This window comes from Pseudomonas sp. RC10-4-2 (assembly GCF_050433085.1).
GTDB lineage: Bacteria > Pseudomonadota > Gammaproteobacteria > Pseudomonadales > Pseudomonadaceae > Pseudomonas > Pseudomonas aeruginosa.
The window spans coordinates 348902-371336 of the sequence record NZ_JBNPXX010000001.1; the positions used below are offsets into that span (position 1 = coordinate 348902).

29 protein-coding genes are annotated in these 22435 nt (G+C 64.8%); all 29 read left to right on the forward strand.

From position 1 onward, the window contains the following. Nucleotides 1-101 precede the first annotated feature (101 nt). A complete protein-coding gene (locus FHW81_RS01640) occupies nucleotides 102-449 on the forward strand; it encodes a hypothetical protein (protein ID WP_134288015.1) in 348 nt (115 codons plus the stop codon). Next, nucleotides 442-864: a hypothetical protein gene (locus FHW81_RS01645; RefSeq protein ID WP_003137288.1), complete on the forward strand. Its 423-nt coding sequence runs from the start codon at nucleotides 442-444 to the stop codon at nucleotides 862-864. Before FHW81_RS01640 ends, FHW81_RS01645 begins: the two co-directional genes overlap by 8 nt. Continuing rightward, a complete protein-coding gene (locus FHW81_RS01650; RefSeq protein ID WP_003094530.1) occupies nucleotides 864-1280 on the forward strand; it encodes a structural protein in 417 nt (138 codons plus the stop codon). Before FHW81_RS01645 ends, FHW81_RS01650 begins: the two co-directional genes overlap by 1 nt. Next, nucleotides 1280-1522 (forward strand): hypothetical protein, encoded by a 243-nt coding sequence (locus tag FHW81_RS01655; RefSeq protein WP_003094532.1) that lies wholly within the window; start codon nucleotides 1280-1282, stop codon nucleotides 1520-1522. Before FHW81_RS01650 ends, FHW81_RS01655 begins: the two co-directional genes overlap by 1 nt. Continuing rightward, nucleotides 1519-1920 (forward strand): hypothetical protein, encoded by a 402-nt coding sequence (locus FHW81_RS01660; protein WP_031643715.1) that lies wholly within the window; start codon nucleotides 1519-1521, stop codon nucleotides 1918-1920. The genes FHW81_RS01655 and FHW81_RS01660 overlap by 4 nt, the downstream gene beginning before the upstream one ends. Before the next feature lie 110 nt (nucleotides 1921-2030). Further along, complete coding sequence (locus tag FHW81_RS01665) at nucleotides 2031-2219, forward strand: hypothetical protein (RefSeq protein ID WP_003094538.1); 189 nt, start codon at nucleotides 2031-2033, stop codon at nucleotides 2217-2219. Between the two features lie 8 nt (nucleotides 2220-2227). Further along, nucleotides 2228-2728, forward strand: a complete 501-nt coding sequence (locus FHW81_RS01670) for a DUF1804 family protein (protein WP_031806168.1) — start codon at nucleotides 2228-2230, stop codon at nucleotides 2726-2728. 507 nt (nucleotides 2729-3235) lie between these two features. Then, nucleotides 3236-4891 (forward strand): phage terminase large subunit, encoded by a 1656-nt coding sequence (terL, locus tag FHW81_RS01675; protein WP_429476547.1) that lies wholly within the window; start codon nucleotides 3236-3238, stop codon nucleotides 4889-4891. Nucleotides 4892-4902: 11 nt separating this feature from the next. Further along, nucleotides 4903-6489 carry a DUF935 domain-containing protein gene (locus FHW81_RS01680; RefSeq protein ID WP_034032644.1) on the forward strand — a complete coding sequence of 529 codons (1587 nt, stop codon included), beginning with the start codon at nucleotides 4903-4905 and terminating at the stop codon, nucleotides 6487-6489. Continuing rightward, on the forward strand, nucleotides 6489-7775 hold the full coding sequence (locus FHW81_RS01685; protein ID WP_034032645.1) for a phage minor head protein: 1287 nt from the start codon (nucleotides 6489-6491) through the stop codon (nucleotides 7773-7775). The genes FHW81_RS01680 and FHW81_RS01685 overlap by 1 nt, the downstream gene beginning before the upstream one ends. Continuing rightward, the gene (locus tag FHW81_RS01690) at nucleotides 7775-8242 is read left to right on the forward strand and encodes a phage virion morphogenesis protein (protein ID WP_033997460.1); all 468 of its coding nucleotides are present in this window, start codon (nucleotides 7775-7777) and stop codon (nucleotides 8240-8242) included. Before FHW81_RS01685 ends, FHW81_RS01690 begins: the two co-directional genes overlap by 1 nt. A 112-nt stretch (nucleotides 8243-8354) precedes the next feature. Next, nucleotides 8355-8558 (forward strand): hypothetical protein, encoded by a 204-nt coding sequence (locus FHW81_RS01695; RefSeq protein WP_034032646.1) that lies wholly within the window; start codon nucleotides 8355-8357, stop codon nucleotides 8556-8558. After that, nucleotides 8548-8769: a winged helix-turn-helix domain-containing protein gene (locus FHW81_RS01700; RefSeq protein ID WP_033997463.1), complete on the forward strand. Its 222-nt coding sequence runs from the start codon at nucleotides 8548-8550 to the stop codon at nucleotides 8767-8769. Before FHW81_RS01695 ends, FHW81_RS01700 begins: the two co-directional genes overlap by 11 nt. A 218-nt stretch (nucleotides 8770-8987) precedes the next feature. Next, nucleotides 8988-10094, forward strand: coding sequence for a phage protease (locus tag FHW81_RS01705; protein WP_429476554.1), 1107 nt, complete (start codon nucleotides 8988-8990; stop codon nucleotides 10092-10094). 9 nt (nucleotides 10095-10103) lie between these two features. Beyond that, complete coding sequence (locus tag FHW81_RS01710) at nucleotides 10104-10502, forward strand: hypothetical protein (protein ID WP_012613793.1); 399 nt, start codon at nucleotides 10104-10106, stop codon at nucleotides 10500-10502. 27 nt (nucleotides 10503-10529) lie between these two features. After that, complete coding sequence (locus FHW81_RS01715; RefSeq protein WP_429476557.1) at nucleotides 10530-11438, forward strand: Mu-like prophage major head subunit gpT family protein; 909 nt, start codon at nucleotides 10530-10532, stop codon at nucleotides 11436-11438. An 11-nt stretch (nucleotides 11439-11449) separates the two neighbouring features. Then, a complete protein-coding gene (locus FHW81_RS01720) occupies nucleotides 11450-11752 on the forward strand; it encodes an HI1506-related protein (RefSeq protein WP_058147136.1) in 303 nt (100 codons plus the stop codon). A 62-nt stretch (nucleotides 11753-11814) separates the two neighbouring features. Then, complete coding sequence (locus FHW81_RS01725; protein ID WP_015972873.1) at nucleotides 11815-11991, forward strand: hypothetical protein; 177 nt, start codon at nucleotides 11815-11817, stop codon at nucleotides 11989-11991. Continuing rightward, nucleotides 11988-12404, forward strand: coding sequence for a gp436 family protein (locus FHW81_RS01730; protein WP_015972874.1), 417 nt, complete (start codon nucleotides 11988-11990; stop codon nucleotides 12402-12404). The genes FHW81_RS01725 and FHW81_RS01730 overlap by 4 nt, the downstream gene beginning before the upstream one ends. Further along, nucleotides 12401-12880 carry a phage tail terminator protein gene (locus FHW81_RS01735; RefSeq protein WP_015972875.1) on the forward strand — a complete coding sequence of 160 codons (480 nt, stop codon included), beginning with the start codon at nucleotides 12401-12403 and terminating at the stop codon, nucleotides 12878-12880. The genes FHW81_RS01730 and FHW81_RS01735 overlap by 4 nt, the downstream gene beginning before the upstream one ends. Beyond that, nucleotides 12868-13047, forward strand: coding sequence for a DUF7210 family protein (locus tag FHW81_RS01740; protein WP_015972876.1), 180 nt, complete (start codon nucleotides 12868-12870; stop codon nucleotides 13045-13047). Before FHW81_RS01735 ends, FHW81_RS01740 begins: the two co-directional genes overlap by 13 nt. Before the next feature lie 32 nt (nucleotides 13048-13079). Next, nucleotides 13080-13859, forward strand: a complete 780-nt coding sequence (locus FHW81_RS01745; RefSeq protein WP_043549725.1) for a hypothetical protein — start codon at nucleotides 13080-13082, stop codon at nucleotides 13857-13859. Continuing rightward, nucleotides 13856-14341 (forward strand): DUF6631 family protein, encoded by a 486-nt coding sequence (locus tag FHW81_RS01750; RefSeq protein WP_012613798.1) that lies wholly within the window; start codon nucleotides 13856-13858, stop codon nucleotides 14339-14341. Before FHW81_RS01745 ends, FHW81_RS01750 begins: the two co-directional genes overlap by 4 nt. Beyond that, a complete protein-coding gene (locus tag FHW81_RS01755; RefSeq protein WP_258190513.1) occupies nucleotides 14341-14469 on the forward strand; it encodes a hypothetical protein in 129 nt (42 codons plus the stop codon). The genes FHW81_RS01750 and FHW81_RS01755 overlap by 1 nt, the downstream gene beginning before the upstream one ends. Nucleotides 14470-14471: 2 nt before the next feature. After that, the gene (locus FHW81_RS01760) at nucleotides 14472-18032 is read left to right on the forward strand and encodes a phage tail tape measure protein (protein ID WP_429476565.1); all 3561 of its coding nucleotides are present in this window, start codon (nucleotides 14472-14474) and stop codon (nucleotides 18030-18032) included. Nucleotides 18033-18038: 6 nt separating this feature from the next. Beyond that, the gene (locus FHW81_RS01765; protein ID WP_058179911.1) at nucleotides 18039-18995 is read left to right on the forward strand and encodes a hypothetical protein; all 957 of its coding nucleotides are present in this window, start codon (nucleotides 18039-18041) and stop codon (nucleotides 18993-18995) included. Nucleotide 18996: 1 nt separating this feature from the next. Beyond that, nucleotides 18997-19920, forward strand: coding sequence for a hypothetical protein (locus tag FHW81_RS01770; protein ID WP_003094576.1), 924 nt, complete (start codon nucleotides 18997-18999; stop codon nucleotides 19918-19920). Then, nucleotides 19920-21623 (forward strand): hypothetical protein, encoded by a 1704-nt coding sequence (locus FHW81_RS01775; RefSeq protein ID WP_134288019.1) that lies wholly within the window; start codon nucleotides 19920-19922, stop codon nucleotides 21621-21623. Before FHW81_RS01770 ends, FHW81_RS01775 begins: the two co-directional genes overlap by 1 nt. Continuing rightward, complete coding sequence (locus FHW81_RS01780; RefSeq protein ID WP_023102216.1) at nucleotides 21613-22434, forward strand: phage BR0599 family protein; 822 nt, start codon at nucleotides 21613-21615, stop codon at nucleotides 22432-22434. Before FHW81_RS01775 ends, FHW81_RS01780 begins: the two co-directional genes overlap by 11 nt. Nucleotide 22435 lies beyond the last annotated feature (1 nt).

The window sequence follows — 22435 nt, forward strand, 5'->3', positions numbered from 1 at the left end:
CCGGGGCGCAACGCCCCGGCCGGCGTCTCCGCGCCGATCCTGTCTCAGCCGTTGAACCCCTTCCGCTAATCCCGCGTCGCACTCGCCGCCACGATGGCGGCATGAGCACATCTAGCCCCCCAACGTCTCTACGCAGCCCCCGCGACTACGCCGCCGCCATCCTGGCCGAGCCCAGCCGCGAGCGTCGTAACGCTCTGCTGGCAGCCTGCCCGGTCAACTGGCAGCCGCTTGTTCGGGCGCACGTCGAGGACGCCTTCGCGAAGGTCAAGGCGTATCGCCAGATGATGGACAACCGCGCCGAGTCGATCCGGCGCGGCCCGCCTGCTGCTCCCCGCGTCACCGACACCGATTTCCGCATATCCAATTACACCAAGTCCGCCCCGGAGGTAGGCAATGCGCACCTATCCGCAATTCGGGCAGCGCTCGCAACGGAAGCACCAAATGCCTGATCCCGCATCCACCTCGGCCGGCAGCGCCGCGCTGCTGAAAATGTTTGGCATCCATATCAGCGCGGGCGCCCTGGCAGCCGCCCTGGGCTTCCTGGTCCTGTGGCCCAGGACCATGAAAGAGGGGTTTGCCCGGCTGTTCTGCACCATCGTCGCGTCCAGCGTCTTCGGCCCGATCCTGGTCGTTTACCTGCACTCCAACCGCCCCGAGCTGTTCGAGTCCGCCCAGGTGGTGGCCGGGCTCTACCAGTTAGAGCCGGCAGTCGGCCTGCTGTTCGTTTCCGCTCCGCTCCTGGTGATTGCCGGTCTGCCCGCCTGGTGGCTGATCGGGGCGGCCCTGCGCCTGTTTGAGCGGGACGGCGATTCATGGCTGGGCGCGTTCGCCCAGTGGGTAAAACGCAAACTGGAGAACACCTGATGGCCCTTCAACCTCGCGGCATCCGCAACAACAACCCCGGCAACATCGTCTGGTCGGCACGCAACAACTGGCAGGGCCAACTCCCCCACGACCCGCAGATCGAGCCGCGCTTCTGTCGTTTCGACACGGCGCATAACGGCACCCGCGCATTGGCCAAGCTGCTGCTGAACTACCGCAAGGTCTATGGCCTGCGCACCGTCGAATCGCTGATCGCACGCTGGGCGCCGTCGAACGAGAACAACACCCGCGCGTATGCCTCGGCCGTGGCCCGAGCAATGGGAGTTCCGCCGCAGGCCAGCCTGCACCTGGACCAGGCCACCCTGGTCGCCCTGGTGACCGCCATCATTCACCAGGAAAACGGGCAGCAGCCCTACAGCGCCGAGCAGATCGCCCAGGCCGTGCGGGAGGTGCTGTGATGCAACGCCCCAGCGGAATCAGCCTCAGCGATCTGTTCGCGATCTGCCGTGAAGACCCGGCCAACCGATGGCTCTGGATACGCCTCTATCTCCGCGACCTGCTGGCCCGCGTCGTGGTTCTGGTCTTCATGGCAATCGGTGCCGCAGGCCTCGCCTATGGCCTGGGAGGGGCGTTCGCCTACGGCTTCATGCAGACCGTTGCGTCCTACCAGGTCCAGCTCAGCGTCGAGAAATCGCCATGACCTGGCGCGTCGGCCTGATTGTCTTTGTGCTCCTGGTGATGGTCTGGACGGCCGGCTGGTGGGGCGGTCGCGAGGCTGGTCTGTCCGATGGGCGCGCCGCCTGCGCCGACGCACAGACCCGAGCCTACCGCGACGTCCTGGAGCAATCGGCGACACAACTGAAGGCGGTCCAGGACACCAGCGCGGCTCTTTTCCAGCGCCTGGCCCAGCGGGCCGACAGCGACCAACAAACTACTCGGGAGCTTCGCCATGCCCTGGCCGAAACCGCTGCTGATCGCGCTGCCTGCCGCTTTCCTGCTGGCGTCATGCAGCAGCTCGAAACCGCCCGTCAACGTGCCGCCAAGGCCACTACCGGCGGCCTTGGCTCAACCGTGCCCGACCCCGGTGGCGGTGACTGATGACAGCCCCGATGCCACCGCAATTGCCCTCAAACAACTCTACGACCAATACGGCCTCTGCGCCGGACTGCACTGGGACACCGTGCGGCACCTTCAAAAGGACTGATCCGATGACCGAAAAGAAAGCCTCTCCCGAGTTCGAACTGCTGCAACGCATCGACGGCCGCCTGGAGCGCTTCGAGGACCGATTCCCGCAGATCGAGCGTAAGGCCGTGCTGTACGGCTCGGCGGCCGGCGCGCTGGCGGGTGGCCTGGTTGCCTGCGGCCTGCTCGCGGCGCGTATCAAGCTCGGCATCTGAGGTAGTCCATGGCGCACCCGAAGGAAACCCGCGACGCCCTGCGCCGCGCCTATGTCCTCGACCGGCAATCCCTGGAGGTCGCGGCCGCCATGTTCGGCGTCTCCTATGGCACCGCTCGCCGCTGGAAACAGCAGGCGGAAGCCGAGGGGGACGACTGGGACAAGGCGCAATCGGCGCAGTTGCTAGCCGGTGGCGGACTGGAAGACGTGGCGCGCCAGGTGCTGGCCGGCCTGGTGACTCAGTTCCAGGCCACGATGGAAGCCATCCAGGTAGACGCGGACATCAAGCCCGCCGTGAAGGTGCAGCTGCTCGCCAGCCTGGCCGATGCCTACAACAAGACGGTCAGCGCGTCCAAGCGTGTTCTGCCCGAAACATCAGCACTGGCCACCGCTATGGAGGTGCTCCAGCGCCTGGCCAGCTTCATCCGTGAGCGGTTTCCGCAGCACGCCCACGCCTTTGCCGAGGTACTGGAGCCGTTTGGGGAGTTACTTGCGAGAGAAATTAAATGAACTTAGAACAGCCTACGACTAGGTCTCGGTTTGAGGGGGGCGGATGGCCTTATCTGAAGTTTAGTTCCACAACGGGGACAGTTTACGTAAATGGAGTTATGCCGTTGCAAAACACTTTTAACTCCCTCATTGAAACATTTAACACAAAGAGAGTGAGCAGGTTCGTCCCCTTGGCACTCTGGCTTAATACGGTAAATAAATGTCCCAAACTCGGTGGCGGTGAGGGTATATCGGGCACTCTCCTCTTCCCATCGAATGTACTTGGCTATTTCCGCCTCAAGTTCCCGTATGCGGGCCGTAAGGCCTGTATGTTCTGCATGGGCTGCGTTCAACTGCCCTTGGAGCCCAAGAAGAACGCCGTTGAGTTCAACAACCTTGGAAGTTACAGCAGCGTCCGTCTTCAACGTAAGCATGCCTTGCGTAATATCCGTGGCCGCCTTGATGCCGCCGTAGGCACCAGCAATCCAGTCCATCATGACCAGGTTCCTTCTGGGGAGAAATCGACCCATGAAGGGTAACACCAGAGACTTCCTGGCGGATATTGCCCAGCTTGCGGGGGAGTTCCGCCGCCAGATCGAGGCCGAGGTCGCAGGTTTCGACCCCGACCCGAAGGCCAGCGCCGCCCGGCGTGAACGGGCCAGCGCGGACTATGAGTATTTCGCCCGGACCTACTTCCCGCACTACGTGAAGCGCGGTAACGCGCTGCTCCACGACTACCTCTACAAGCGGTTGCCCGAGCTGGTGGACCACCCGGACGGCCAGCACGAAGCCATTGCAGCACCGCGTGGTAATGCCAAGTCCACCCTGGTGAGCCAGATATTCGTGATCTGGTGCGTACTCACCGGCCGCAAGCATTACCCCCTGATCATCATGGATGCCTTCGAACAGGCCGCCACGATGTTGGAGGCGATCAAGGCGGAGCTGGAGTTCAACCCGCGCCTGGCCATGGACTTCCCCCAGGGCGCCGGCAAGGGCCGCGTCTGGCAAGTCGGCACCATCGTTACGGCGAACGATGCCAAGGTCCAGGTCTTCGGCTCCGGCAAGCGGATGCGCGGTCTTCGACACGGCCCGCATCGTCCTGACCTGGTGATCGGCGACGACCTGGAGAACGACGAGAACGTCCGCAGCCCGGAGCAGCGCGACAAGCTGGAAAACTGGCTGAAGAAGACCGTTCTGTCCCTCGGCTCGGCCGACGACACCATGGACGTGATCATCATCGGCACCATCCTTCACTACGACTCGGTCCTGTCGCGCCTGCTGAAAAACCCACTGTGGAAGCGGCGCAAGTTCAAGGCGATCATCGAATGGCCGCACCGCATGGACCTGTGGGAGACGTGGGAAGAGCTTCTGCTCAACTCGGACGACGAAGGGGCCGCCGCCCTGGAGTTCTACCAGGAGCGCGCCGCCGCCATGGAGGACGGCGCGATCATCTGCTGGCCGGATGGGCAGCCCCTCTACAAGCTCATGGTGAAACGTGCCCGCGATGGGCACTCGGCGTTCGACTCGGAACAGCAGAACGACCCAGTCCAGGGCGAGAACGCCCCGTTCGCCGCCTGCATCACGTTCTGGGTCAACCGCCTGGCGCAGTGGATGTTCTACGGCGCGTGTGACCCGTCCCTTGGCAAGCAAGGTTCCAGCCGCGACCCCAGCGCCATCCTGGTGGGTGGGTTCAATCGGGAAACAGGCGTCCTGGACGTGGTCGAGGCCGGTATCCGCAAGCGCCTGCCGGACAAGATCATCGAGGACATCATCGCCATGCAGCGGGCCTATCGCTGCCTGGTCTGGGGCGTTGAGGCGGTCCAGTTCCAGGAGTTCCTGCGCACCGAGCTGGTGAAGCGCTCGGCCAAGGCGGGCTGCCCAGTACCTGCCCGAGCGATCACCCCGCACGCCGACAAGCTGCTGCGCATCGAAAGTCTCCAGCCGCACATGGCCAACGGCCTAATCCGTCTGCATCCAAGCCAGACCGTCCTGGAACAACAGCTGCGCCACTTCCCGGCCGCAGACCACGACGATGGCCCCGACGCCCTGCACATGCTCTGGATGCTCGCGACAACCGGTTTCGCTTCCATGGAGTTCGCCCTGGTAGGCCGGCAAGGGACCGCCAGCTCTGGTGGATTTGACGATTCATTTGACGTAGGTGGCCGCATGGGCGGCGACTGGTAGGAGACGCAACGATGGCCACCATCGTGGATATTTACGGCAACCCCCTGCGAACCCAGCAGCTGCGCAAGCAGCAGACCGCGCACCTGGCGGGCCTGGCCAAAGAGTTCGCCAACCACCCGGCCAAGGGGCTGACCCCAGCCAAGTTGGCTCGCATCTTGATCGAGGCCGAGCAGGGTCAACTCCAGGCTCAGGCCGAGCTGTTCATGGACATGGAGGAACGCGACGCCCACCTGTTCGCCGAAATGAGCAAGCGCAAGCGCGCTGTCCTCGGCCTGGACTGGACCATCGAGCCGCCGCGCAACGCCTCGGCGGCAGAGAAGGCCGACGCGGAGTATCTCCACGAGCTGCTGCTCGACCTGGAGGGCATTGAAGACCTCATGCTCGATTGCATGGACGGCGTCGGCCACGGCTATAGCGCTATCGAGCTGGACTGGTCGCTTCAGGGGCGGGAGTGGTTGCCGCAGGCCTTCGACCACCGGCCGCAGAGCTGGTTTCAACTGAACCCGGACGACCAGGACGAGCTGCGCTTGCGCGATAACAGCATCGCGGGCGAGGTACTCCAGCCGTTCGGCTGGATCATGCACAAGCCGCGTTCGCGCTCGGGATACGTGGCGCGTAGCGGGCTGTTCCGGGTCGTGGCCTGGCCATACCTGTTCAAGCACTACTCCACGGCCGACCTGGCGGAAATGCTCGAAATCTACGGTCTGCCGATCCGGCTCGGGAAGTACCCGCCCGGCACGCCCGACGAAGAGAAGGTAACCCTGCTGCGAGCCGTGACCGGCCTCGGCCATGCCGCAGCGGGCATCATCCCCGAGAGTATGTCTATCGACTTCCAGGAAGCGTCGAAAGGCTCGGCCGAGCCGTTCATGGCCATGATGCGCTGGTGCGATGACTCGATGTCAAAGGCGATCCTGGGCGGCACGCTCACCAGCCAGACCAGCGAGTCGGGCGGCGGCGCCTACGCCCTGGGACAGGTCCATAACGAGGTGCGCCATGACCTTCTGGCGGCGGATGCCCGCCAGCTCGCCGCGACGCTGAGTCGCGACCTACTCTGGCCCCTCCTGGTCCTCAATCGCTCCGGCAACCTCGACGCACGCCGCGCCCCCCGCCTGGTGTTCGACCTCAAGGACCGGGCCGACCTGGCCGCCATGGCAACGTCATTACCGCCCCTGGTCAAGCTGGGCGTCCAGGTGCCGGTCAACTGGGTCCAGGAGCAGCTGGGAATCCCGCTGCCAGCCAATGGCGAGGCGGTCCTGGTCGATCAGGTCGGCGCAGGTATCGCCCAGCTGAGCCGGCGCCCTGGTCCTCGCATCGCTGCGCTGGCCCAGGTGATCGGACCACGCTACCGCGATCAGGAAGCGCTGGACCAGGTGCTGGCCAGCCTGCCGGCCCAGGACATGCAAAACCAGGCCGATAGCCTGGTCGCGCCGCTCCTGGATGTGATCAGCCGCGGAGGTAGCGAGGCCGAGCTGCTCGGCGCCCTGGCCGAGGCATTCCCGGATATGGACGACAGCGCCCTGGCGGATGCCCTCCATCGGTTACTGTTCGTGGCCGACACCTGGGGCCGGCTCAACGGCACGCTGGATCGGATCGACTGATGGCAACGCCAACCGAGGCCGATCTGCGGGCCATCTTCGCCATGCGGCCGGAGGCCGCCATCGAGTACCTGGAGCGCAAAGGCTTCTCGATCACCTGGAACTGGCACGATGTTGACGCGGCCACCCATGCCCGAGCGCTGACGGTGGCCAAGGCGGCACGCCTGGACGTGCTCCAGGACATCCGCGACGCACTGGTCGATAACCTGGAACGTGGCGGAACGCTGCGCGACTTCCAGCGCAACCTGCGGCCGATCCTGGAGGCCAAGGGCTGGTGGGGACGCCAGATTGTGGTTGCGCCGGACGGCGGCGCCGAGGTCGCCCAGCTCGGCAGCCCGCGCCGGCTGGAAACCATCTATCAGACCAACATGCAGTCGGCCTACATGGCCGGGCGCTATGCCGCCGCATACGAGGCCAGGGAAACCCACCCCTACTGGATGTATGTGGCCGTCATGGACAGCGTCACCCGGCCCAGCCATGCGGCGCTACATGGCAAGGTGTACCGCTGGGACGACCCGATCTGGCAGCACATCATGCCGCCGAATGGCTACAACTGCCGCTGCCGAATCGTTCCGTTGACGGCGGCCGCTGTGCGTCGCCGGGGTCTGACGGTCGAGTCCAGCGCCGGCAAGACCGGCCAGGTGACCGTCGAGACGGGCGTAGACAAGCGGACAGGGGAGATTCGGGAGCAGACCTTGACCACCCTGGAAACGACCGACCGGGCCGGTCGGAAGATCCAATTTCGCCCCGATGCCGGGTTCGACGGCAGCCCGATACAGAGCGCCCTGATGGACCAGGTGCTGTACAACAAGGCCGAGCGCACCCTGGGAGCGCCTGCCGCCCTCGGCGAGGTCCAGGACGTGCTCCTGGACCCGGTACGCCAGCGCGCCTGGAAGGCGTTTGTGGACCGCTCCACGTCGCCCCAGGGACAGACGATGTCGGTCGGCGTCCTCGATCCGACCGACATCACCTACGCGGCTGCCCAGGGTGCCCAGCTCCAGGCTGGCGTGGTATCGGCCAGCGACACCGTGATCCGTAACAGCCCGGTCGCTCGCGAGCAGCTGGCGAACCTGCCGCAGCGCCTGGCCCAGCCCGCCATGGTGCTGTGGGAGCGTGGCAGCGAGTCGCTGGTCTATGTCGTCCAGGACGGCGACTCGACCCTGGCGGTTCGGCTGCGCGGTGGCGTCTATGGGCCGGGCCAAATGGAGAACATCAGCCAGGTTACAGAGGTGACGATGGAAAGCATCGACGACGGGCTCGCCCTGGGCCGTTACAGGAGGGTTCGCTAATGGCCAATCGCATCGAGCTGGAGCTGGTGGACCGCGAGGTCCAAGAGCGCCTGGCGGCGCTCTACGCGGCTGTAACCGACACCCTGCCGCTGATGCGCGGCATCGCTGCTGAGCTGCTGGCCGAGACGGAGTTTGCATTCATGGACGAGGGGCCGGGATGGCCCCAGTTGAGCCCCGTTACCGTTGCAGCGCGAGCGGCGAAGGGGCGCGGCGCGCATCCAATTCTCCAGGTCACCAACGCCCTGGCGCGCTCGATCACCACCCGCGCCGACCGTGACCAGGCGCAGATCGGCTCCAATCTGAGCTACGCAGCTATCCAGCAGTTGGGCGGTCAGGCTGGGCGAGGCCGTAAGGTGACAATCCCGGCGCGCCCGTATCTGCCGGTCCTCAGAAACGGCCAGCTCAAGCCAAGCGCCCGCGATGCGGTCCTGGACGTCCTCCTGGCTGTTCTGTCCCAGGGTCGCTAGAGGGAATGTATTCGGATAAGCGGCACATTGTGCCTATTGTTAATTAGGCACAATGTGCCTAATATGGCGTCATGCCAGCCACAACGGCGAGGCGCCAACAAGGATCGAAGCCATGACTACGTTCACCAGCATCGTTACCACTAACCCTGATTTCGGCGGATTCGAGTTCTACGTTGAAGCGGGACAGCAGTTCGACGATTCAGCATATGAAGAGGCATACGGTGTTAGCGTTCCTACCGCCGTGGTCGAGGAAATGAACGCTAAAGCGGCGCAGTTGAAAGACGGCGAGTGGCTTAATGTCTCGCATGAAGCCTGACGCCTCCAGCCACAATCCAGACCCGCGCTACCTGCGCGGGCTGCTCAAGAAAGCCGGTATCAGCCAGCGGCGCGCAGCCGAGCTGCTCGGCCTCAGTGACAGGGTGATGCGCTATTACCTGAGCGAGGACGTCAAAGAGGGCTACCGTCCCGCGCCGTATACCGTCCAGTTCGCCCTGGAGTGCCTTGCGAACGACCCGCCATCTGCGTGATCAACTGATCCGCCCGCAAACGCGCTACACGCGCCGAAACGGGGTTAGCCGCTACCTCGCATCAGAGTCGGTGCGTTAACCCCGTTAGAACCCCGTTAGAAATCGCTCCACCGCCATCCGCGTGCCAGGGCTTGGCCAGAAGATGGCGCCGGACGGTTTCCGCAGTCGTTGAACCCCTTCCCGTAACCGCCGCGCTCGACCGTCGCCACCATGGCGGCATGAAGAAGAACCGCCTACACATTGCCATCGCCGCTTGCTCTTTCCAGCTCCCCAAGCTGGAGGACGGCAGCGCCTGGATTCAAGTTACGCCTGCTGGTGAGTTCTGGCCCATGGATGGGCGCCCTATGGATGTGCCGGGCTGGCGGATCGATGCCGCCAGTGCCGCCGCAGTGATCGAGCGCGCACGGTCGCGCAAGACTCCGCCCGTCCTGGACTACGAGCACCAGACCCTAAAGAAAGAGCAGAACGGCCAGCCCGCGCCCGCTGCCGGCCGTTTCCTGGACTTCGAATGGCGCGAAGGCTCCGGCCTGTGGGGGCGTGTCGAATACACCGCCCGCGCCGCGAAGCTGATCGAGGACGGCGAGTACCTCTACTTCAGCCCCGTCTTCAGCTACGCCCCGGACGGCACGGTCCTCTCCATCCTCATGGGCGCAATGACAAATGACCCCGCCATCGACGGTCTGGAGCCTCTCGCACGCCGAGCGGCCGCGACCTTTGGCCTCTACAACCCCGACGAGGAAACCCCTGTGGATGAACTCCTGAAAGCCATCATCGCGGCCCTGTCGCTGAAAGAAGGCACGACCGAGGCAGAGGCCATTGCGGCCCTGACCGCCCTGAAGCCGGCCCTGGACGCCCAAGCGACCAACCTGGCCAAGCTGCGCGAAACCCTCGGCCTGGCCAAGGATGCGGACGTCGAGCAGATCGCCGCAGCCACCGCCCAACTGAAGGTCGCCGCCCCCGGTAACCCCGACCCGGCGAAGTATGTGCCCGTTGAGGCCGTCGCCCAGCTCCAGGGTCAGGTCGCGGCGCTGACCTCTCGCATCAACGGCGGCGAGCTGGACGGCCTGATCAACAGCGCTATCCAGGAGGGCCGACTCATTCCGTCCATGGAGCCCTGGGCGCGTGAATACGGCGCCAAGGACTTGGCCGGCTTGAAGAGCTACCTGGGCCAGGCCAAGCCCATCGCCGCCCTGACCCAACAGCAGAGCGCCGGGCGTACCTCGGTGCCTACCTCGATTGACCAGCTGGACGAGGCCGCCCTCGCGGTTTGCTCGGCCATGCAGATCAAGCCGGAGGATTACCTCAAGACCCTGAAAGGCCAGTAAGGAGGCGCTATGACCGCCCTGACCACCGACCGCAACACCCCGCTCCAGGACGCCGAGGTCATCGGCGTGCCGGTAGCGGCCAACGTCCAGGTCTTCGCCGGCGCCATCGTCGTGGCGAACGCTACCGGGTTCGCCGTAGGCGGCAGCACCGCCACCGGCTTGACCTACCTGGGCCGCGCTGAGGAATACGTGGACAACCGCAATGGCGCGGATGGCGCCAAGGTCGTCCGCGTGCGCCGCCTGAACGCCTTCAAGTGGGCGAACGACGGCAGCGTCACCCAGGCGCACCTGATGAAACCCGCCTACATCGTGGACGACCAGACCGTCGCCGCCACGGACGGCACCGAAACCCGCTCCCCGGCCGGCCGCATCATCGGCGTCGAACCGGACGGCGTGTGGGTGGAATAACAGGCTCACCAACGGAGAACCGGACACATGCTGATCAATAAGCAGAGTCTCAGCGCGGCATTCGTCGCGATCAAAACCATCTTCAACAACGCCTTCGGGGCAGCCCCCACCACCTGGCAGAAGATCGCCATGGAAGTGCCGAGCAACACCGGCAGCAACGATTACAAGTGGCTGAGCGCCTTTCCGAAGATGCGCCGCTGGATCGGCGCGAAGGTGGTCAAGAACCTGAAGGCCTACAAATACGTTGTCGAGAACGAGGACTTCGAAGCCACCGTCGAGGTGGACCGCAACGACATCGAGGACGACCAGCTCGGCATCTACTCGCCCCAGGCGCAGATGGCCGGTTTCTCGGCGGCGCAACTCCCGGACGAACTGGTCTACGAAGCGGTCAACGGTGCCTTCACCAAGCTCTGTTTCGACGGCCAGTATTTCATCGACACGGACCACCCTGTCGGTGATGCCTCGGTGAGCAACAAGGGCACCGCTCCGCTTTCCAACGCCAGCCAGGCGGCGGCGAAGGCAGGTTATGGCGCTGCTCGCACTGCGATGAAGAAGTTCAAGGACGAGGAAGGGCGTTCCCTCAACGTCTCCCCCAACGTGCTCCTGGTCGGCCCGGCGCTGGAAGACGTGGCGAAGATGCTGCTCACCAACCCGAAGCTCGCGGACAACACCCCGAACCCCTACGTCGGCACTGCTGAGCTGGTAGTGGACGGGCGGATCGAGTCCGACACCGCCTGGTTCCTGCTGGACACCACCAAGCCGGTAAAACCGTTCATCTACCAGCCCAGGAAGAAGCCGGTATTCGTTTCCCAGGTCAACCTGGATTCGGATGACGTCTTCAGCCTGCGCAAGCTGAAGTTCGGCGCCGAGGCCCGCGCTGCTGCCGGTTACGGCTTCTGGCAACTGGCCTATGGCTCCACCGGCACTGGCGCATAAGGGGGCAGCTCATGGCACGCAAAGCCGTAACTACCGCCAAGCCGACCGCCAGGCAGGCCCGCCAGGCGGCGGGCGATGAAGCCCAGCAGAGCGTCGAGGGCATCTTCGTGCGCAGCTATCCGCCGACCTTCCGGCGTGCTGGCTTCGCGTTCACCAGCGAAGGAATCGGAATCGCCCTGTCCGCCCTGACCGAGGCGCAGCTCAAGGCCATCAAGGAAGAGCCCCAACTGCGCGTCGAGTCCTGCGAGTTCCTGCCGGACGACGTCGGCGGCGAGGGTGAGCCGTCCGCGTCGGACAACGACACCCAGGAATAACCCGCCCCAGCAGAGGGACCGCCCCTGGCCACGGATGGCCACCTATTCATCAGGAGTTCGACATGAGCGACCACACCCTGGCCATCAGTCAACTGACCATCGCCGCGCAGAACGCCGAGCACAACGCTCCGATCATCGAAGCCCAGGGCGACCTCGCCCAGGCCGAGCTGGATCGTCGGGTCGCTGCCGAGTGCCATAGCGCCATCGACGTCCTGGAGCACCAGGAGCCGCAACAGTGAGCTATTGCACCCAGGCCGACCTGGTCGAGCAGTACGGCGAGGCGTCCATCCGCCAGTTGAGCGACCGCGTCAATAAACCCGCCACGACCATCGATCCGGCGGTCGTGGCCCAGGCTATCGCCGATGCGGACGCGGAGATCGATCTCCACCTGCACGCCCGCTACCAGCTGCCGCTGGCCCAGGTGCCTGTGGTGCTGAAGCGCGTAGCGTGCGTGCTGGCATTTGCCAACCTGCACACCCAGGTCAAGGACGACCACCCCGCGATCCTGGATGCCGAGCGCAAGCGGAAGCTGCTGGGCGGTATTTCCTCCGGGAAGCTCAGCCTGGCCTTGACCAGCTCCGGCACCCCGGCGCCCATTGCCAACACCGTGCAAATCAGTTCGCAACGCAACGATTTCGGGGGCACCTGGTGAGCACTGCCGAACCGTTCGATTACCTGTTCTTGGAGACGCTCCTGGTCGAGCGCATCCGCGCCGAGGTGCCCGGCCTTCAGGACGTTTCGGGCGTCCCCGATCTGGCCACCCTCGACGAACAGCGCCAGGGCTCGCCTTGCGTCTATGTCGTCTACCTGGGCGACGAGATCGGCACCGGGGCGTCGCACCAGGGCGGCAGTCGGGCGATTCAGACGGTCACCCAGCACTGGGCAGCCGTGCTGACGTTGTACTACGCCGACGCCCAGGGCGACGGCCAGGGCGCCCGGCGCGAAGCCGGCCCGCTGCTCGGCCGGCTGCTCAAGGCACTGACCGGCTGGGTTCCTGATCAGGGCGTCACTCCGCTGGCCCGCAGCCCGCAGGCTTCGCCAGTCAGCTACAGCAACGGGTTCTTCTATTTCCCACTGGTATTCACCGCCAACTTTGTCTTCCCGAGGCTCAAGTCATGGAAACCGTAAAAGTCACCATCACCGCCGAGAAACCCAATCACACCCATGCCGGCAAGCCGGTGGCGCAGGGCGACGAGATCGACGTCAGTCGCGCCGAAGCCGAGTTCCTGCTGCGCCGTCAACTGATCACCAAGATTCCCGCCGAGCCCAAGGCCGACGAGAAACGCGACAAGTAACGCGCAACATCTGATTCCTACGGAGGCCTCACATGGCACAGGAAACGTATTTCTACGGGCAAGGTGAGATTGACGCCGCGCCTATCGTCAACGGCGTCCTCGGCAAATGGCGCTGGATTCAGGATGTCTCGGCCATGAGCATCCAGCTCGCAGTCGAGAAGGTCGAGCACAAGGAAAGCTACAGCGGCCAGAAAGCCCTGGTCCGAAGCTTCCCCATCGGCAAGACCGCCACCGTCAGCATGACCTTGCACAGCATCGACCCAGATAACTTGGCGCTCACCCTCTATGGCAAGGTCGTGACGAAGGCGGCCGGCTCTGTGACGGGTGAGGCGCTCCCCGCCGCCCTGGTGGCTGGTGATGTAATCCGCCTGGCCAATCCGGGCGTCAGCGAGCTGGTCATCACCGATAGCGCGAGCACGCCGGCGCCCCTCGATCCGCAGTATTACGCCCTGCGAGCCGATGGCGCCTACGGCGAGGTCCAACTGCTGGGTCTGCCGACGCCGGCCCCGACCCAGCCGTTCAAGGCGGCCTATGAGTACGCGGCGACTCGCCAGGTGGGCATGTTCACCGCGCCGCAGCCGACCATCGCCCTGCGCTACAAGGGCATCAACCTGGCCGAAGGCGGCGCGCCGGTCATCGTCGAGCTGTTCAAGGTTGCGACCGATCCGCTCCAGGAGCTGGCATTGATCAGCGACGGCAACACCGTCGCCGGTATGCAGATCAGCGGCGGAATCCTGCTGGACACCAGCAAGCCGGATACCGGCGACCTGGGCCGCTTCGGCCGCATCATCCAGCTGGGGAGTGAGGCATGAAGAAGCCGAACGACACCCCCGTCGATGACAGCCTGGAAGTTCTGTTCCCCGACCGTCGTTTGACGGTCGGGGGCGAGGACCTGGTTGTCCGCGAGCTGACCTTCGAAGAGCAGCTCACCCACCACGCGGCCCTCAAGGCCATTGCCGAGGCGTTCCTCCAGGTGCCGCGTGAACACCTCGAAGGAGTCGAGGGCGCGACCATTGCGCTGGACGTGCTGACGGAGCATTGGAAACTCGTTCTGCCGTTGATTGCCGTGAGCTGTGGCAAGGCGGATGACTGGGTCCGTTCGCTCCGTCCAAGCGACGGTGAGTCCCTGATGCTGGTCTGGTGGGCAGCCAACCAGGGTTTTTTCGTCCGCCGCCTGTGGCGACCGATAGTCGTGGCTCAAGCCCTCCAACAACGTGGGGTCGAGTCTTCGCCTGCCTCGTCGCAGCAGGACACCAGCGCGACCAGCTCGGCCGCTACACCGAGCGACAGCTAATGCTGTTCTTCCGCGAAGCCGAGGCAGAAAAGGGCCGCCAGCAAGCCCGCGAGCTGATGGCGGTCAACCATGGCTTCGCCGGGGGCTCTGTAGCGATTGCCGCCTATGATCAGCTCATGAGTAAGTGAACGTGGCCGACCAAGACCTTGTATTAGCCCTGCGCATCCGCGCTGACCTTCAGCAGGGTGCGGACCAGGTCGAGGAACTGTCCAACTCGATCCAGGCCGCTGGTGACCATGCCAGCCAGGCTGGCCGGGAGCTGTCCGGTTTGGGGGAGACGGCCGACCAGCAGGCGGCCCGGATCAAGGCGATGGTCGCCGCCTCCCTGCAACAGCGGGAAGCGCTGGACGCGCTGGCGGAAAGTTCGGATCGGATGAACACCGCCACGCGGGCAGCCACCAGCGGCTGGCAGGAAAGCGCCCGTGCGCAATCGGCGTCGATGAATGCCTACCACAACGCCGAGCGCGCCCGCGAACAGCAGGTTGCAGCCGAGCAACGAGCGGCCGAGGCTGCGGCGAAAGCCACCGCCGAGTTCGACCGGCAGCAGGCCGAGCTGGGAAAACTGCTCGCGGCCATCGACCCGGTCACTCGCGAGCTGGAGAAGCTCGACAGCCTCCAGGCGCGCCTGAATGCTGCCAGGGGGCGAGGGATCGACCCGGACGTCTTCACGACCTACAACGCCAAGCTCCAGGAGCAGCGGGACCGCCTGCTCGGCACGTCTGACGCCATGGCCGTGGCCGGCATTTCGGCAGGCCAGTACCGCCAGGCAATGCGACAGCTGCCGATGCAGATTACCGATGTGGTCACCAGCCTGGCCAGCGGGATGCCGTTGTGGATGGTTGCCATTCAGCAAGGCGGACAGATCAAGGACAGTTTCGGTGGCGTCGGCGCGACGTTCCAGGCGCTGGGCGACCAGGTCAAATCGTTCTTCGGGATCGCGAGTAACGCCAGCGACGGCCTGGACGACATCGCCCGAGGGGCGGACGCTGCCGCAGCGTCGGCCAACAACGCCAAGACGGCTATGGTGGGGCTCAGCGGAGCAGGTAGCGCCTTTATCGTCATCGGCGCGGCGGTGGCCGCTGCGGGCGTGGCGCTGGCTCTGGCGTATGAGAAAGGCAGCTCAGAGGCGGACGAGCTGAACAAAGCCATCGTCCTGACCGGAAACTATGCCGGAACCACCGCCGGGCAACTGTCCGCCATGGCAGCGTCACTCGCCAGGGCGAACGGCACTCAGTATGAGGCCGTGGCGGTACTGTCGGAAATCACCGCGACCGGCAAGTTCACGGTTGACCAGATCGAGCAGGTTGCCACTACCTCCATCGCGATGCAGGAAGCGACCGGCAAGGCTGTTTCGGATACGGTCGCCGAGTTCTCCAAGCTGGCCGACGAACCGGTCAAAGCCTCGCAGCAACTCAACGAGAAATATCACTACCTGACCGCCTCGGTTTACGAGCAGATAGCCGCCCTCGATCAGCAAGGCGATTCGCTGGGTGCCGCCCAACTGGCCATGGACGCCTATAGCCAGGCAATGGACGAGCGGGCGAGCCAGATCGTCGAGAACCTGGGCACCCTGGAAACCGCTTGGAAGACCGTTGCCGGGGTGGCCAAGGGCGCCTGGGACGAAATGCTCGGCGTGGGCCGGACGGAGACACCCGAGGAACGCCTGGAGCAACTGACCAAGGGGCAGGCCTACCAGCCGGGGCGCGCTGTGGCCAGCGGGGCTGTCTTCGGCCCGTTGGGCTGGTTCAACGAGCTACGCAAGGCGTATCAGCGCAGCTCGATGTCGGACGACGAGCGCGGGAAGCAATTCACCGATGCCCTCCAGGAAATCCAGGACGAGGGCGAGAAGGCGCAGAAGGCGCGCCTGGATCGCTACCTGGAGGACGAGGCAATACGCGGCCAGCAGAGCATGGACAAGCTGCTGGAGTCGGTGCGCACCAACAAGGAAAAGCGCGACAAGCTCAACAGGGAGCTGGACCGGAGCATTGCCGCGATCCAGGCGGCTAACCCGAACGACGAACGCCTGCGGCCGGAAAATATCGCCGCCGCTCGCAAGGCCATCGATCAGAAGTACAAAGACCCGAAAACCCCGAAAGGGCCGTCTACGCCCCTCGACCAGTCCAGCGTCACCGAGGCGAAGAACCGCCTGGACCAGTTGCAAACCGATTTCAGGAACGCCGAGCAGAAGCTCCAGGCGCAGCAGCGCGCCGGCCTACTGAGCTATGCGGACTATGTCGCGCAGCGCGGCGAACTGATCAGCCAGAACAAGGACCAGGTCACCGCAGCCTATGAAGGGGAAATCCAGGCGCTGGAGGCGCTGCGCGACAAAAGTTCCACCACGGCGGCCCAGCGCATCAGCCTGGACCAGAAGATCGCCGAGGCCAGGAACAACATGGTCAAGGCGCAGAAGAAGGCCGACGCCGACCTGGAAGTCCTCCAGCTCAACGAACAGGGCCGCCTGAAGAAACAGGCCCAGGCAGTCAAGGCCTACAGCGACGCGCTCCAGCAACAACAGGATGCGCTGGCCCTCCAGGGTCAACGTGCCGCCGCTGCCGTGGGCATGGGCGCGCAACAGCGCCGCTTGTTCGATCAGCGTGGCAGCCTTGACGACCGATTCGCGCAGCAGCGCCTGGACCTGGCGAGCCAGTACGGTGACGGCTCGCGAGGCATGAGCCTCGACGAGTACAACGACAAGCTCAAGGCGCTGGAAGCTAACCATGCCGCGATGACCCAGCAGCTGCAACGCAACTACGCCGACCTCCAGGCCGCCCAGGGCAACTGGGTCAACGGGGCGACGTCGGCGTTCGCTGACTACATCGACTCCGCCAGGGACGTCGCGGGCCAGACCTACGAACTGTTTAGTAACGCCTTCTCCGGTCTGGAGGATGCCGTCGTTACCTTTGTGACGACTGGCAAGGCCTCGCTGGATGACTTCGTCCGCACCATGATTGGCGACCTGGCCAGGATGGCGACCCGCCAGCTAGGGGCGTCTCTGCTTTCCGGGTTTGGCCTGGGCGGTGGCACCGATGGCGGCGCCCAGGGGCTGACGGTCGGCGCCTCGGCTGTATCCGCCTCGGCCGGCGCCCTGGCGACTGCTGGCGGCACGCTCCTGAGCGGCGCCGCCGCTATCCAGGCCGCTGCCGCCTCGCTGGCCGCCGCCAATGGTGTCAGTGGGGTGACCGGCGCTGCGGGAGCTGCCGGGGCCGCTGGAGTGGCTGGTGGCGGGAGTGGCTGGTTGTCTTCGATCACCAGCATTTTCGGCTTCGCGGGTGGCGGCCAGGTCCAGGGACCAGGCACACCGACCAGCGACAGCATACCGGCCTGGCTATCCAACAATGAGGTCGTAATCCGGTCGGCATCCGCCATGCAGCCAGGGCTTACTCCGCTGCTGCTGGACATCAACCAACGCGGATGGGCGGCGCTACATGACTGGGCGGGGGCCGTCCGCCACGCCACCGGGGGCGTCGCCGGCATTCCCGCGCCATCCCTACCACGCCCAAGCATGGGCGCCGCTCAGATACAGGAACCGTCCAAGAACTTCAGCGCATCAGTCTCCAACGCGGTCCACCTCCATGCTGTTCAAGACCCCGACCAGGTGGCGGCCGACATGTGGGCCGGCAAGGGCGGCGACCATTACATCGTCTGGCTGAACAAGAACCGCCAGGCCGTCAAGCAAATACTCGGAAACTAGGAATCCATGGCTACTGAAATCGGCACTGCAACGAACCATGCTGACCTGGTCGAGCGCCTCGTCCAGTTCCTCACTGCGAACCCAAACCTGGTCGCGGCTGGGCAGGCCTACGAGAAGGTTTTCGACAACACCATCCCCGCGTCCGGCACGGCCATCGCCGTGCGCCAGGTGACCCTGCGCGCCCCAGGTCTGGGCGGCACCGACAGCATCTACATGGGGATTCAGAGCTACGGCGATACCGCCCTGGACTACTACAACCTTCGCCTGATGGGCGGCACGGCGTTCAATCCTGGAGCAATCCCGCCTGGCGGCGACTACTGGACCGCGTTTGCCAACTACAGTCCGCGGGTTCAGGCGCTGCTGTGGAACCAGCCCATGCCGTACTGGTTCTTCGCCAACGGCCGACGCTTCTGGGTCGTCGTGAAAGTCTCGACGATCTACGAGTCTGCCGGCGCCGGCTTCATCCTGCCACCCTGTCCGCCGTCGCAGTATCCGTACCCGCTTGCCGTCGTGGGCTCCTACCGTGGTGACGTTGCAACTCGCTGGTCAGACGTCAGCGACCGGCACAGAGGCATCAGCAGCCCCTACGAGCGCAGTTGCTATCTCCGCGATCCCGCCGGGCGCTGGCTCGGTTTCACTGTCGCAGGTGGGTCAGCCAACGAGTCCGACTACAGCAATCGGACCCTGCTGCCGCTTGGCTGCGGTCGCTATGCGGGTGGTAGCGACACTGTGATCAACCAGCTCCGCGACTCTTTCAGCAAGTTCCCGCTGAAAGCTTTGCAGTTCGTCACCCGCGAAACCGAGGGGCGCCGCTATCTGGGCGATTTCGACGGCGCCTTCTACGTGCCGACGCTCAACTCCGGCGCCGAAGACGTGATTGTCGAGGACGGTGTGGACCACGTCGTTTTCCAAACCGCTTGGCGTAGCGGTAACCCTTGGCTCTACGCGATCAGGAAGGACTGAAATGGCTTACTTCACAGGAACAGCGAACAACCCGGCCGACTTGCTCGCCAAGCTGCGCGTCCACGCCGAGTCGCTCGGCTGGGTCACCGACCGCGCCTCGGCATCGGAATGGCTTTGTCACAACGCCGACGGCTACTGGTCGTTCAACGCCGGTTCCAATCAATGGCAGCTCGCGGGCAATACGGGGTTCGACGACGGGCTTGCGTGGAATGCGCAGCCCGGCAACTCGGTGCAGAACAACCCGTATTCGTCGAAAGAAGCAACCATAGCGCAGCTCAGCGCCGGGCCATTCACGCGCTATCACCTGTTCGCCACCGCTGCCTATCTGCACCTGCACGTCGAAATCGCTGCCGGTCAGTTTCGTCCAGTGATGATCGGCTCCCTCAACAAGCGTGGCGTCGGCTATACGGGCGGCCAGTATGTTTGCGGCTCGTTCCTCTACAGCTCTGGCCAGGCGCTCACAAACAACTGGTCATCACATCCATTCGATGGTTACCACATTCGATACAGCGGCGGCGGCAGCATGCTGCGGCTAGACAGCCTCGACGGTAGCCCATCGCCGGACTGGTTGCCGTTCGACTACACAACGAACGTCTCCCGGCGCGTCGTCGGCCCCGGTCGCGGAAACTACAGCAGTCAGTACCATCCCGATGTGGGGCTGATCGACGCCAGCGCAAACGAGCTGAACAGCTCGACCACCCCTGTGCCCTGCGCCATCTATGCGTTCGGCGCTCAGCAGCGCTCGCGGTACGTGGGCGAGGTGCCGGACTTTGGCATATGCAACATGGCGTTCCTCGCGCCCGGCGATCCGCTGGTGATCGGCAGCGACACTTGGCGCGTCTATCCGTTGCTCCAACGCGGAAGCGCTACCGATTTCGGCAACACCAGCGCCTGGGTCGGCTACTGCTTCCGGGTGCTTGAGTAATGGCGACGTTTCCGGGGTTCCAGGTGCCAAAGCCGCTGGTGGGGATCGTTGCCGGCATCACGCCGAATATCGACGCCCTGGAGCTGAACCAGGACATCAGCCTGGCAGCAGTCGCGGCCTCGACCTGGGCCGGCGTCTACGCGGCGCATCAGCCGGTAGAGGTGATCCATTCGTCGTACCCAGCCGTCCACCAGAGCGCTCTGGAAGACAACTATTACAACCGGCTGTGGCTGATCCCTACGACCATGGAGTTGGGCAACGTCGTCAGCACTCAGGTACGCCCTGCATCTGTCTGGAACGCTTATTTCAGTCCGCGCACGCTGACCGCCATCGACCGCGAAGCCGCAGACGGCATTACGCTGTCTGGCCAGGCGTCGCCGCCGCTGGGTTTTGCTGCCCTGGAGGAACGCACCTGGACGGTCAGCATCGGCACCGACGGCCCGCCCGTGGTCAATGCACGGATCGTCTGGAGGCTCCTGGGCGAGCCGGACCTGGTCCTGGTCATCACCGGCAATCGGATCATCGCCTGGACGTTCGCCCCGGACTGGGGCGACAGCATCGTCGAGCGCCTGAGCGCCTCGACAAATATCCTGCAAAGCGAATCAGCCGTGACCCAGCGCCGGGCTATGCGCCTGGCACCGCGCCGGGAGTTCGAAGCGAACATGTACGCGGTGGACCGCGAGCGGCAGCTGCTGGACATGACGCTGTTCGGCTGGGGCGCGCGCATTTGGGCACTGCCGATCTGGCCTGATATCCAGCTGCTCCAGGAACCGCTGGCGGCCGGCTCGCTGAACATTCCGTGCGACACGGCCGGCCTCGACTTCCGCGACGGCGGTCTGGCGATGCTGCGCGGCGAGGACGCCTTCACCTATGAAGTCGTCGAGGTCAAGGCAGTGACCGCCGCCGGCCTGGACCTGGTCCGCCCCGTCCAGGCCACCTGGAGAACTGGCTCGCGACTGTACCCGGTGCGCACCGCGCAGTTGACCGAACAGCCCACGCTGACCCGGCTGACCGATACCGCGCAGTCTGCGCGGGTGTCGTTCCTGATAATGGAGCCCAGCGCCTGGCCCGAGGTAATGCCGGCGACGACCTACAGGGGGCGGCCAGTGCTGGAGCAGCACCCGGACGAAAGCGAAGACCTGACGTCGAGCTATCAGCGCCTGCTGTCCACCTTGGACAACGGCAGCGCGATTCCCCGCGTGACCGACGTCGCCGGGATGGCGCTGCCGGTCATCGGCCATCGCTGGATCGGCATGGGCCGAGCCGAGCGGTCGGCGTTCCGTAGCCTGGTCTATGCGCTGCGCGGCCAGCAGAAGCCGCTATGGGTGCCGACCCACGCCGACGACCTGACCCTGGTCGCCACCGTCTCGCAACTGGCGACCGCGCTGGATGTGCGCAATATCGGCTATGCCCGTTTCGCGAATGGTCGGCCGGGCCGTCGCGACATCCGTATCGAGCTGTACGACGGCACGGTCTATCACCGCCGCATCCTCACCAGCACCGAGCTGGACGCCGACACCGAGCGTTTGGCCATCGACGCCGCCCTGGGCCGCCTGGTCGAGCCGACCGATGTAGCGCGCATCTGTTTCATGGCGCTCTGTAGCGCCGCCACCGACGTGGTCGAGATAGAGCACGTCACCGATAGCGAGGGCGTCGCAACCGCCGCGCTGACGTTCAAAGGGGTTCGTGACGATGAGTTTTAACAGCCGCGAAAGCTCGCTCGCGGATGGGCAGCCGGTGCGGCTGTACCAGTTCAGCCGTGGAGCGATCCGCTGGAGCTACAACAGCAGCGACCGGGACATCACCTACCAGAACCAGATTTTCCGCACCGTGCCGGGCGGCATCACCGACAACGGAATTATCTGCTCCGGCGATCCGCAGTCCGACCAGTTCGTCATCACCGCGCCGGCCGACCTCGATGTCGCGCTGCTGTACAAGACCCGGTCACCGAGCGGTGCCATCGACCTGGTCGTCTACGACATGCACTACGGCGACGCCGAGGCAGCGGTTTCTTGGGTAGGCCAGATTGGCGATGTGGACTGGCCGACCGTGGATAGCTGCCGCATAACGTGCGTGTCCGAAGACGAACTGATGGACCAGCCCGGCTTGATCGATACCTACTGCCGCACCTGCACGGCAGTCGTTGGCGACCATCGCTGCAAGGTCAACCTCGTTCCGTATCGCGTGACGCTGACGCCGCAGAGCATCAGCGGCTGGGTGATCTCCAGCGGCGTGGTCGCCGGCTATGCCGATGGCTGGTTTACCGGAGGCTACGTCGAGTGGCAGGTGGACGGCGACAACTACGATAGCCGCTACATCGAGCGGCACGCCGGACCCGATCTTTACATCCTGGGCGGCACCGAGGGCATTCCGGCAGGTGGCCAACTGCGGGTTTATCCGGGTTGCGACGGGCTCGCGCAAACCTGCGACGACAAATTCAGCAACCTCCCCAACTTCAGGGGGTTTAACGCGATGCAAGGCAAGTCGCCGTTCGATGGCGATCAGGTCTGGTGAG